Annotated in this window: 12 protein-coding genes; 5 read left to right on the forward strand and 7 right to left on the reverse strand. The window is 58.1% G+C overall.

Going from position 1 to position 11,801, the window contains the following annotated elements; all coding sequences use genetic code 11:
* Window positions 1-85 precede the first annotated feature (85 nt).
* On the reverse strand, window positions 86-541 hold the full coding sequence (locus RD1_RS02300; protein ID WP_011566826.1) for a hypothetical protein: 456 nt from the start codon (window positions 539-541) through the stop codon (window positions 86-88).
* A 325-nt stretch (window positions 542-866) separates the two neighbouring features.
* On the opposite strand from RD1_RS02300, the gene RD1_RS02305 reads away from it, so the two are divergent.
* Entirely contained in the window at window positions 867-2,387 is a 1,521-nt protein-coding gene (locus RD1_RS02305; protein ID WP_011566827.1) for a hypothetical protein, read from the forward strand.
* 10 nt (window positions 2,388-2,397) lie between these two features.
* Here the strand turns inward: RD1_RS02305 and RD1_RS02310 are convergent, their stop codons facing one another.
* Complete coding sequence (locus RD1_RS02310) at window positions 2,398-3,159, reverse strand: endonuclease/exonuclease/phosphatase family protein (RefSeq protein WP_011566828.1); 762 nt, start codon at window positions 3,157-3,159, stop codon at window positions 2,398-2,400.
* A gap of 334 nt (window positions 3,160-3,493) precedes the next feature.
* On the opposite strand from RD1_RS02310, the gene RD1_RS02315 reads away from it, so the two are divergent.
* Window positions 3,494-4,021 (forward strand): FecR domain-containing protein, encoded by a 528-nt coding sequence (locus RD1_RS02315; RefSeq protein WP_011566829.1) that lies wholly within the window; start codon window positions 3,494-3,496, stop codon window positions 4,019-4,021.
* 41 nt (window positions 4,022-4,062) lie between these two features.
* Window positions 4,063-5,844, forward strand: a complete 1,782-nt coding sequence (locus RD1_RS02320) for a CHASE2 domain-containing protein (protein ID WP_253186780.1) — start codon at window positions 4,063-4,065, stop codon at window positions 5,842-5,844.
* Here the strand turns inward: RD1_RS02320 and RD1_RS02325 are convergent.
* From RD1_RS02325 to RD1_RS02340, 4 genes are read right to left on the reverse strand one after another with little or no spacing between them, the layout of a single operon-like run.
* A complete protein-coding gene (locus tag RD1_RS02325) occupies window positions 5,841-6,698 on the reverse strand; it encodes a sugar phosphate isomerase/epimerase family protein (protein ID WP_011566831.1) in 858 nt (285 codons plus the stop codon). The genes RD1_RS02320 and RD1_RS02325 overlap by 4 nt on opposite strands.
* Complete coding sequence (locus tag RD1_RS02330; RefSeq protein WP_044032898.1) at window positions 6,698-7,849, reverse strand: dihydrodipicolinate synthase family protein; 1,152 nt, start codon at window positions 7,847-7,849, stop codon at window positions 6,698-6,700. The genes RD1_RS02325 and RD1_RS02330 overlap by 1 nt, the downstream gene beginning before the upstream one ends.
* An 8-nt stretch (window positions 7,850-7,857) precedes the next feature.
* A complete protein-coding gene (locus tag RD1_RS02335) occupies window positions 7,858-8,625 on the reverse strand; it encodes a 3-ketoacyl-ACP reductase (RefSeq protein ID WP_011566833.1) in 768 nt (255 codons plus the stop codon).
* Complete coding sequence (locus RD1_RS02340; RefSeq protein WP_245897162.1) at window positions 8,622-9,731, reverse strand: acyl-CoA dehydrogenase family protein; 1,110 nt, start codon at window positions 9,729-9,731, stop codon at window positions 8,622-8,624. Before RD1_RS02340 ends, RD1_RS02335 begins: the two co-directional genes overlap by 4 nt.
* 180 nt (window positions 9,732-9,911) lie before the next feature.
* On the opposite strand from RD1_RS02340, the gene RD1_RS02345 reads away from it, so the two are divergent.
* Together RD1_RS02345 and RD1_RS02350 are read left to right on the forward strand one after the other, a co-directional pair.
* Complete coding sequence (locus tag RD1_RS02345; RefSeq protein ID WP_011566835.1) at window positions 9,912-10,928, forward strand: aldo/keto reductase; 1,017 nt, start codon at window positions 9,912-9,914, stop codon at window positions 10,926-10,928.
* Window positions 10,925-11,371 carry a (R)-hydratase gene (locus RD1_RS02350; protein WP_011566836.1) on the forward strand — a complete coding sequence of 149 codons (447 nt, stop codon included), beginning with the start codon at window positions 10,925-10,927 and terminating at the stop codon, window positions 11,369-11,371. Before RD1_RS02345 ends, RD1_RS02350 begins: the two co-directional genes overlap by 4 nt.
* 109 nt (window positions 11,372-11,480) lie before the next feature.
* Here the strand turns inward: RD1_RS02350 and RD1_RS02355 are convergent, their stop codons facing one another.
* Window positions 11,481-11,792 (reverse strand): Dabb family protein, encoded by a 312-nt coding sequence (locus tag RD1_RS02355; protein ID WP_011566837.1) that lies wholly within the window; start codon window positions 11,790-11,792, stop codon window positions 11,481-11,483.
* Window positions 11,793-11,801 lie beyond the last annotated feature (9 nt).

The following is an 11,801-nucleotide window of genomic DNA, read 5'->3' on the forward strand; positions in this document are numbered from 1 at the left end:
TGCCTGAAACATCATGTCTCATGTCACGCGTTGAAATCTTTGATTTTAGGCAGCGTCACGTGATCGAGGTTCATCGCATGACGCTTTAGTGATCGGTGGAATGAAAACCGGGCGTGGCCATAAGGGCTTCGTTGTAGGCCGGGTTGTCGAGGATCGCATAAAGAGACGAGACAATCTGCCATATATTGCCATGCCGCCGGATCACGGAATAGACAGGATAGGGCCGCCCCCGTTCTTGTCCGTCCGCACCGAGCAGGATGGAGACATGGGTTGATCCGATCGTGTCGGCGTCAAGGAACTTTGCCGATACAACGGTTCGGGCGAAATCAACCACGCCGCATTTGTGCAAATGGCGCCGCACTGAATTGAAGGTATAGAGAAATTCGGACTCCGTCGCGATCAGCCGCCGCCCGTCGACTGTCTCCATCATCTGAGGGAGCCTGAAACACTCACTGAACATCCGAAAATCGGCCTCAAGCAAGGCCTTCCCTGTGATGTAGAGCAACTCTTCGGCAATGGATTCAGCTGCGCTGTCTTGCATTACTCAATTTATATTCAAATACTAAGTTGTTTATCAAAGCCTCGTGCCCAGCCGTCAAGAATTTCCGACATGTTCCGGTAGTTTAGGCAAAAAATAAACACCTGATCGAAATCTGTGCTAAGCTTCAGGGTGTATTACGAGAAAATATTTCAATCCTAAGACAATAGCTGCATGTCACGACATTTTGCTCCGACCCTATGACAATATGTTCCTTTCTGCCCAAGCCGCTGCTTGCTTTGAACTTGCACGTGGCAAGCCTTGCAAAGCTGGCTTCAGACTTCTGTGGCCCTAGGGCGGTGATGAGGTGTGCCGCGGGGGTCGCGAGATGAGCAAGGATCAGATGGACGCGCTGCAAGAAATCTTTGACACACAGCCATGGTTTGTGCGGATCGGGCGTCGTTTCTGGGGGATGGACCCCTTTGTTGTTCTGTTCATTGCGCTGTTTCTTGGCGTAGTGCCGATCGTTGCTGCTGTTTACGTTCTGAACCTTGGAGATGTGACACATTTCATCCTCAGGGGCACCGCTGAGGCCGCCCCTTGTCCTGTCGATCTTGTTGGAAGCGACCAATGCCTTGAGAAACAGGTCGGCTATGGTCATGCGCTGAATTGGTGGCCCAGCCTGTCCATCATGATGCCTTTGGCCTTCTTTTTTGCCTTCACCTCTGTACAAAACCTCCAGCGCACGTTCCGTCAGATGATCCAGGACCGGATGTTCTGTAACCGCGACTGGCATTTTGACCTGACGGACCAATCCAGTGAGATGAACCGGGGTGTGTTCCGGATGGTGCGGTTGATCTGGACCTGTTTTTCGCTTGCGGGGTTGGTGGTCGCGCTGCTGGTCGGCACGGTCGTTGTTCTGGACTGGTACTGCGTGGTGCATATGCCGCTGATGACGGGCGATTTGCTCACGGCATCGGGGGTCACGATTCCTGCTGTGTGTCAGGATACCTCCGGGCAGGAGGTCGACTGGTCCATCGCAGCGATTTTCGCACAAGCCACGCAGATCACAGCGCCTGCGGATATGCGCAGCCCTTCATTTGCGATGAACTGGGGGTTTTCCGCTTATGTATACGCCGTGATGCTGATCGAGCTGTGCCTTCTGATGGTTTATTATTGCTATGTGCTGGCGCTCGCGCTGACCATTCAACGGCTCAGAAACGGTGCGTTCGACCTGTGGCTGGTGCCCAAGCTGTCGTCGCAGGATCCGAACGGGCGCATGGGTTTTGAGAACCTTGAGCAGATTTTTCGCCCCTGCATCTACGTCACCATCATCAGTTTTCTGGTCGCCTTTGCGATGCGGATCCAAAATGAGTTTCTGCGCCAGACCGATTTTGAAAACATCTACCAGTTCCTGTTTCAGGACTTCATCCTTGCTTTAAGGGATATGTTCACACCCTCCGTTGACAGTTTCGCTGGTTTTTTCGCCGATCTCTTCGGGGACATCCAAACCTTTACCTCAGCGATTGATGTGACCGGTTTTCGCGACCCCAATTCCCTTGTTGGCGGCCCTCTCGTCCTGATCGTTTTGTCGATGGTCACGGTCGTTCTTGCGGTCATTCTGCGCGATACCGCGAAGGAGGCACGTGACAGGGTAAGCCGCGCGCTGGACGATCCGGATAAAAAGCAGGCCGTGATTGATTTCTATGGCCTTGATGAGGCAGCGCTGCGTGACAAACTTGGTGATATGAAAGTCTGGCCATTGAGTTGGCCGAAAATGCAGCAATCCATCAGGATGCTGATCCTGGGTGTGGTGTGTTTCGTGCTTTATCAGGTGGCGTTTATCTGGGCGGGGTTGATGTTGATCCAGATGCTCAAGGGGCGGCTGGGCCGTGAGGTTGAGGGGTGAGGCACTGCCGTCAAACGCTGATATCGAGCAGGATGGGTCTGTGGTCGGACCCCCACAGGCGTCTTTCTATGGCCGCGGTTTCCACCATGATATCGCGCGTAAACACCTGATCCATTTGCAGGCGGAATTTGGGAAACGTGACCCCATGTAGCGCAGGCGCGAAACCCCGCCGCCGAAACCACGCGTTCAGCGCTCTGCGTTCGAAAATCAGCCAGTCCTTGGGACGATAGTGCAACGGGATGGCCAGAAGCGGCGCGAGCCATGGCACCGCGTAACTGTTGAAATCACCTGCGACGAGGCAGGGGCCTTCGTGATCGAAATGCCGTTGCGTTTCGGCCAGTTCCGCTTGCCTGACCGAGGGTGAAACCCCCGCACTGGTGTGGAGATTGACGACCCTGAAGGGGCGCGTGCCGGGGACCACCACATCGACCGACAGGCTGTCCAGAAACTCGACCCAGCCCGCATGGCGCGCCCAACGGGTTGGCGCAGGTTTGGACGTATCTGCGTGAAACAGGGTGGTTTCGCGTCTCGTGGGAAACCGGCTTGCGATTACGAGGTGGCATAACTCACCTTTCAGCGCATAATCCCGCGCGACACTGACATGCGGAAAACTGGCTTTGATCTCGTCGATATGCGCGGGCAGGGCCTCTTGCAAAAGTGCGATGTCAGGATTGAGCGTCGCCAGTGCCTCGGCAATGCGCGCAGGATCCGGGTTTTCATTGAAAACGTTCCAGCTCAGAACGCGCAGTGGTTTTTTCTCTGATCCGGTCAAATCTGTCTCCAAGGCCACGCGCTATGCGATCTATACACGCCGTGCCTGCGATTTCGAAGGACATGCTGATAAAGGCGTCATGCGAAAAACCTTAATAACGTAACGCTTCCTGAAATCATGGATTTCAACGCGTTACGTAATACTCGATGCTTGAGGTATTTCGTCAGACGCTCTAGATGCCCAACTGGCGGATACCCTTCTCGTATGACGCGAATTGAACTGGCTGGCGGGGCCGCTTTGCACTAGGCTGCACGGATAAAAGGATTTGAATCCGAAAAGGGTTTTGGGTTCGCACGTCCGTAAACAGATTTGAAATGGCCTATAGGAAATACGAATGTACCACAGATTGAAACTCGCACGCCCGACTATCGCCTTCGCGTCGGCATGGATCGGATTGATGATCGCTGCGATGCCGGTACAGGCGGATCAGACATGCGCGTGGTCCGCGCTCACCAGTCCCAACCGGCAACAGATCACCTGCGGCGATGCGCTGATGGTGGAACGCGAACCCGGCACGGATGTTACCATTTTCGAGCGGGCAGGGGATGCGCCGCCACGCGCAATCGAGCTGAAGAACGGCGCAATTCTGATCGAGGTTACGCCCGGCAGTGCGCCAACTCAAATTCGCACGCCCCACGCCATCGCTGCTGTGCGGGGCACCACCTACGTTGTGGATGCAAGGCAAGACAGCACATCGGTTTTCGTGATCGAAGGCAGCGTGTCGGTCAGCAAGGTGTCTGATGCGTCGACCGTGACGCTTGGCCCGGGCGAAGGTGTTGATGTCGGGGATGCGGTTGAATTTGCCGTTACCGCGTGGCCCAGCGACCGCGCGGCATCCTTGCTCTCCCGATTTGGCAGATGATATCGGGCCGGGCGCGCCGATGGGCCTTGCCCCTTGGTGCTGTGACGTTAGCGCTGTTCTGGGTGTTGACCCTGATCATCCCCTACATGTCGGGCCGCGCGGGTTTTTTCGACCCGCTCGAATACCGTCTTTTGGATGTGCGGCACGTCCTGATTGGACCACGCGCGGCCGCGTCAGACATCGTGATTGTCGCCATAGATGATGAAACGCTCGCAGCAGCACCGGCGGAACTGCAAAGCCGACGGCAGCTTTTGGCGCGGATCATCTCCAATATCGCGCAAAGCGATGCACGTGTTTTGGCTTTGGATGTACTGCTTGCTGATCCGGGGCCAGCCGAAGATGATGCAGCGCTCGCGGCGGCGCTGGGTGAAATCCCGTCATCCATCGCGGCGGCGGCACGTTTCGGAGCGGACAGTGCATCAGCCGACAGCATCATCTGGCCGCAAGCTGCGTTCGGCGAGGTGGCCGAGGCGGGTCTGGTCAACCTGTCCACGGACGCCAGCGGCACACCGCGATACGCGCCCCTGCTGATTGATGCAGGAGGCAGCCTCGTCCCCTCCCTTCCCCTGCTCGCATCGCTTTCCTTTGGCGGCGAAAAGGCGGTTTTCGGTGAAACGCAGCTGACATTGGGTACACGGGATGTCCCCCTCGATTTCGGCTTTAACATGCCGCTGCGCCATATCGGGCCAGAAGGGTCCGTGCCCACCTACAGCGCGCGCGATCTGATAAGTGGCACCTTGCCGGACGCCTTGTCCGACAAGCTGGTGGTGCTGGGGTTTTCGGCCTCTGCCATGGGCGACAGGTTTGCGACACCCTTTGACGAGAACACGCCGGGCATGGAGGTGATCGCGACCGCGATTTCGCAACTCAGCGGAGGCGAAACGCTGAGGCGCGATGCGCAGACGCGTCAGTGGGACGCCGCGTTGGCGGTTGCGCTGACACTCATCTGTGTCACCAGTGTGCTTGTCTGGCCCTTGTCGCGCGGGGTCCCGGTTGCTGCCGGGTTTGTGTTGGTGTTCCTTGCGTCCATCACGCTGGCGTTTGCATCGGGCCTCTGGCTCAGCGGGGCGCTGGCGCTTGCTGTCGCATTGCCGCCCGCCATCGCTGCGTCCGGCCTGCGCTATATGCAGGAAAACCTGCAGGCCCGGAAATCTGAACAGTCTGTCGCCTCATTGCGACAGTTCCAATCACCCGCCCTTGCCGCCAAAATTGAAAGTGATCCCAATTATTTGATGGAACCCATCGAACAGGACCTTGTGGTGCTGTTTGTTGATCTGACCGGCTTTACAGGGCATTCGCAGCGCCTTGGGCAGGATGGCACCCGCAACCTGCTGGCGATGTTTCACAAACTGACGGCCCAAACGGTTGAGGCGCGTGGCGGCAGTGTGTTCAATTATATGGGTGATGGGGCTTTGGCGGTGTTCGGACTGGAACGGGGCGGGGACGCATCGCACGCCGATGATGCATTGGCCAGTGCCTTTGATCTGGTACATTCGTTGTCGCATCAGTCGCTGCCGCAAACGCCTGACGAGCCGCTGTCCTGCCGCATCGGGTTGCACAGCGGGCCCGTGACCCTGTCGCGTCTGGGCGCGCAAAGCCATCAGCAGGTGACCGTGACAGGGGATAATGTGAACCTTGCCAGCCGTTTGATGGAAGTGGCCAAAACGGAAAAGGCCGTTGTGGTTGCGAGCAGCGATTTTGCCGCCGGGTTGACCGATGGCGGTCCGCAGGAGTCAGCCTATACCACTGATGTTGCCATTCGCGGACGCGATGGACGTGTGCAAGTGCTGGTCTGGGCGAAGGACGCGTTGGAAAGATCCTAGCAGAGGCTGCGGAACCGCTGCGCAATCACATCCAGCACTTCATTCGGGTCCCGTTTCCACCAGTCCTCGGCGCTGAACACCTCGACCTCGCAATATCCTTTGTACCCGGTTTCTTCGACCAGCTGGCGCAGCGCTTTGAGGTCGGCCACACCATCGCCCATCATACCGCGATCCAACAGGGTGTCGCGCGTCTCCGCGAGCCAGTCACAGACGTGGTATCCCAGCACCTTTCCCGTTGCGCGCGGCATCGTCTCGGTCAACGTGCTGTCCCACCAGACATGGTAGACATCGATCGCAAGCCCGACGTTATCCAATCCGATCCAGTCACACATGTGCAGGGCATCCCTGACGGTGAATATGCAGCTTCGGTTTCCACCAAACATCGGATTGAGCGGCTCAAGCGCCAGTTTCACATTGCGCGCGGCGGCATATTCAGCGGCGCGCGCCACCCGATCCGCCACGCGCTTTTGACTTTCCAACGGCCCTTTGGTGCCCGGGTCGATCCCGCCCGTGACAACCGTCAGTACTTCGGTGCCAAGCCCGGCGGCCATGTCGATGGACGCATGAAAATCATCCATGATCGCGGCGTCATCACCCGGCACCAAAGGCCCGGTCAAAAACGGTGAGCGACACAGCCCCGCCACCTCCAGCCCGGCGGCGCGGACGCGATCACCGATCTGCTGCGCGGATGTACCAATTTCGCGCCGCCAAAACACAATGCCCCCAAAACCGCGCGCGCCACAGGCATCAATGACGGCTTCAGTCGACCACCCGGCCCCGTAACCGTCAAGGTTATGGCCCAGCGAGGCCGTATTGAGCGCCAGCGCCGAAAGGTCTTTTGAAAAATCACGCATCACAGGACTCCATAGATGGCAAGCAGTCTTTTCATTCGTGCCACCGCCAATTCCGGGTCCTGCAACAGCCCACAGGCATCGGCCTGTTTGAAAATCGTCACGAAATCCGGCAGGGGGCGCGCTGCCTGCGCCCCGTTCAGCATGATGAAGTGATCCTGAAAACCGTTCAGCCACGCCAGAAAGACCACACCGGTTTTGTAATGCTGCGTAGGTGCGCGGAAAATCTGGCGCGCCAGTGGCACGGTCGGGTCCAGCGTGGCCCGGAACTGTGCGGCGTTGCCCCGCGTCAGCTGCGACACAGCATAGGCCGCAGCGGGCGCAAGCGGGTCAAAGATTCCCAGCAGCGCATGGGAATACCCCATCTCGTCGCCCTCGATCAGTTCGGGGTAGTTGAAATCATCACCGGTGTACATTTTCACACCCTCCGGCAGGCGCTTGCGCATGGTGATTTCCTTGTCCTTGTCGAGTAGTGAAATCTTGATCCCGTCCACTTTGGACGTGTTCGCGGCGATCATGTTCAGGCAGGTTTCAAGGCACTCTTCAAACGTGGCGCCCCCCCAATAGCCCGCCAGTTGCGTATCAAACATCGGCCCCAGCCAATGCAGGATCACCGGGTGATCGCAGGCATCAAGCACCTTGGCGTAAACGCTCAGGTAATCATCTGGGCTTTGCGCGACACGCGCCAACGCACGGCTTGCCATCAGGATGATGCGGCCATCCAGTTTCTGGATCGCTTCGATCTGCTCCAGATAGGCGGCGATCACATCATCAAGGGTATTCGCATCCTGCGGGGCGAGCTGGTCCGTGCCGCAGCCATTGAAGACCAGCGCGTCGGGCAGTTCGGATTTTGTACGCGCGATCAGTTCCAACGCGCCCGGCCAGTCAAGGCCCATCCCCCGTTGGGCGGTGTCCATCGCTTCGGCGATGCCCATGCCCAACCCGGCAAGGTGGCGACGAAATGCCATCGTTGCGTCCCAATCCACGCTCGCGGGTCCCATTGGATCGTTTGATGTGAACGGGTCCGCCACCACATGCGCCGCCGAAAACACCACGCGTGCCGCATCTGGTGTCAGCGTTGCCTGTGCGATCGGCGTGCCCTGCAGGGCGTAATCGCTCAGGGTGCCAGCAGGATCGGGAAGCGCAATTTTCATGGAAAACCTCAAAAACGGGGAACGAGCATGCCTGCATCAGCCGAAATCGCCTGACCGGTGGTATAGGGAAGTTTCCCGGACGCGAGCGACGCGATAATCATGCCCACGTCATCGGGTTGCCCCACGCGGGGAAAGAGCGTCAGACCCGCGCGCGCGCGCGTCTCATATTGCGCGATCACGGGGGCTGTCATCTCGGTTTCAATCAAACCCGGCTGCACATCGTAAACGGCGATGTTTTCAGGCCCGAGGCGCACGGCCAGCGTTTTCGTCACCATCGCGGCAGCGGCTTTGGACACACAGTATTCCGACCGGGGTGCGGCAACGGCAATGGCATTGGCAGAGCTGACATTGACGATGGAATGAAACAGCTGCGCAGGCCGGCTCCGGGCGCACAGGCGCTTGGCAAAGCATTGGGACAGAAAGAACACCGCTTTGGTGTTCACGGCCATGCAGCGATCATAGCTTTCTTCTGTGACGTCCAGCATGTCACCCCGATTGATCACACCGACACCCGCATTGTTGATCAGTGTCGTCAAAGGGCCAAGCGCCTCTTCGGCCTTTGTCAGGGCCGCGTGATGCGCGGTCAGATCGCTGACATCAAACGGGACGGCGACATTTGGCACGCCTATCTCTTTGATCGCTGCGACGGCTGCGGCCAGTTCATCGTCATCCTCCGGACCGTTCAGGGCGATTGAAAACCCCTCGCGCGCCAGCGCCTTGGCGGCGGCCAGCCCGATCCCTCGGGATGACCCGGTGACCAATGCAACTTGTCTCATGCATCCGCCCCTTTTGCCAAAAGCTCACGCGCGATGATCATGCGTTGAATCTGGTTTGTCCCCTCGTAAATCTGGGTGATCTTTGCGTCGCGATACAGCCGTTCCACCTCAAACCCCTTGATGTAGCCTGAGCCTCCGAAAACCTGCAACGCATCGGCTGAACGTGCAACCGCCATGTCACCGGCAAAACACTTTGCCATGGAACAGGCCTTGGTCGCGTCCGCGCCGATGTCGATTTTATGGGCCGCCGAATGGGCGAGCAATCGCGCCGCCTCCACGTCTTTGGCGATATCCGCAAGCAACCATTGCACCCCCTGAAATTCCGAGATCGCCTTGTCGAATTGTCGGCGCTGTGCTGCGTATTCCACCGCAGCGTCAAGACCGGCCTGACCGATCCCGACCGCCAGCGCCGCGATACCCACACGGCCCTTATCAAGGACGGACATCATCATGTGGAAACCGCGCCCCTCTGCACCCAAAAGGGCGTGAGCCGGCAGTGTCACATTATCGAAATGCAGCGGCCCCACCTGTGATGCACGCTGACCCATCTTATGTTCCTTGGGGCCGCGCGCCACGCCATCGGCATGCAGATCCACCACAAAAATCGACATGCCGCGATGCCCGGCTTCGGGATCGGTGCGGGCCAGAACAAACCCCAGATCGGCCACAGGCGCGTTGTGAATCCATATCTTGCCGCCGTTGAGCCGCCATCCCTCCCCGTCCCGCACGGCGGTTGTGCGGATGCCCGAGACATCGGTGCCCGCTTCGGGTTCGGTAATGCAGTAGGCGACCTTGGTTTTCGCCGCGAGGATATCAGGCAGCCACATGTCGCGCTGTGCCTGCGTGCCATGCGTGACAAGCAGCGTGGTAATCAGTTCGACCAACCCGCATTGATCCGCAACAGAGGCATAGCCGCGCGACAATTCTTCCATCACGATTGCATACGCCAGCGTATCCATGCCGGGGCCGCCCATCGCTTCGGGGACACAAATGCCGAACAATCCCAGCTGCGCCATCTGCGCGTAAATCTCGGTTGGAAATCGTTCGTCACGGTCCAGTTCTTCGGCCACGGGACGGATCACTTCATCGGCAAACTGGCGTGTCATCTGACGCACCTGGGCGTGTACTTCAGTCGAAAACATTAGGGCGCCCTTCCTGCGTCAAATAGTAACCGTTCAGTTACTATTAGGAAGACAACCAACAGGCGTCAAGCGATTCAAGACTTGATTTGCACTGTCTGCTCCGCCACGATTAACCATATAGTTACTTAGTCGGAAGGACATGGGATGGACCACGCGACAAGGAATAAATTCGGCCGGGTTGATCTTGAGGTCACTGCGTTCGGGTTTGGCACAGCCCCGGTGGGCAACATTTTCCGCGAGATCGACGAAGCGACATCCGACGGCATGTTTCAGGCGGCATGGGATGCAGGCGTCCGGTATTATGATACAGCGCCCATGTACGGCCACGGCCTTGCCGAACTGCGCACAGGCCAATCGCTGCGGTGGAAGAACCGCGATGATCTCGTGCTGTCATCAAAGGTCGGGCGCCGCCTCGTTCCCGCAAGGCGGGGCGATATCGACTTTGCGCCATGGACGAACGCGGCGCCTTTCAATCTTGAATTTGACTATACCTATGATGGCACGATGCGCGCCTTTGAAGACAGCCTGCAACGGCTGGCGCTTGAGCGGATGGATATCTGTTTTATCCACGACATCGACGTTTTCACCCGTGGCGACGCGCAGCCTGACGTTTTTAAACAGGCCATGGATGGCGCGTGGAAAGCGCTGGCCAAATTGCGCGATGAGGGTGTCGTTTCAGCAATTGGCGTCGGGGTAAACGAATGGCAGGTCTGTCAGGCGGCCCTTGAGGCGCGTGATTTTGACTGTTTTCTGCTGGCCGGGCGCTACACGCTTTTGGAGCAGGAGGCGCAGGATACGTTCCTGCCGATGTGTGAAGCGCGCGGTGCCGCAGTCGTTGTCGGCGGCGGGTTCAATTCCGGCATCCTGGCAACGGGGGCGCGGGCAGGTGCCAAATACAACTATGCCCCCGCCCCCGCAGAGATCATGGCGCGCGTCGCAAAGATCGAGGCGGTATGCGCGGACCATCAGGTGCCATTGCCCGCAGCGGCCTTGCAATTCGTCGTCGCACACCCTTCCATCCCCTCCTTTATCGCAGGCACGCGGACCATCGCGCAGTTGGAGCAGAACCTAAAATGGTTCCGCCACGAAATTCCTGCAGATTTCTGGGCCGAACTGAAACACGAAGGGCTGCTGCGCACCGATGCGCCGGTGCCGGTATGAACCTCTCGCCCGGCAGGTACGGGTATCACGATCTGGCAAGCGGTGATTGCCTTGTGACAGGCGCACGCGTGATATCGGCAGAGTTGATAGACGATTTTGCGCGTGTCAGCGGCGATACCTACGAAATCCATATGTCGGACGCGGCTGCGCAGGCCAAAGGTTTCGAACGGCGCGTCGCCCATGGATTGTTGGTTCTGGCCGTCATTGATGGATTGAAAAACAACGCGCCAGCCCGTTTTGACGCGTTGGCCTCACTGGGCTGGACATGGCGGTTCGTCGCGCCGGTTCTGGTCGGTGATACGATTTCTGCAAGGTTTGTGATCCGCGAAAAACGCCTGACCGCAAACGGAAAGCGCGGCATCACAAAGATCACAGCGCAGGCCATGAACCAGCATGGCGCCATTGTTCAGGAAGGCGAAAACGGTCTTATTTTCGACCTTTAGAGCGGCTGACGAAATACCTGACACATCAAGTATCACGTAACACTTTGAGATCTTTGATTTCAGGCAGCGTCACGTGATCGAGGTTTTTCGCATGACGCTTTAGGCTCGGTTACAGCTCGACGTCACAGACAAAAACGCCTTCTGGGCCACCCTCAAGTGCTGCGACGATGCGTGCCCCGATGGCCTGATGTTCCGGATCGACAAGATATGTGTCCCGCACCGATGTGTCGCGAAAGTCGAACCAGAACATGTCGAGGAAACCGCGCACCAGCGGGGTTTCGACCGAGACGTTCTTGCGGTGCTGAAAATCCACGATGCCGTCTATGTGACCCGAAAGGCCCGCGAGGGCATCATAGAGAGACATTTTTTCAGCTTCGGTAACATCCGCGCGAAAACGCAGGTGAACAGAATGTCGGATCATGGCAGCGTC

It is taken from the genome of Roseobacter denitrificans OCh 114 (assembly GCF_000014045.1).
Classification (GTDB): domain Bacteria; phylum Pseudomonadota; class Alphaproteobacteria; order Rhodobacterales; family Rhodobacteraceae; genus Roseobacter; species Roseobacter denitrificans.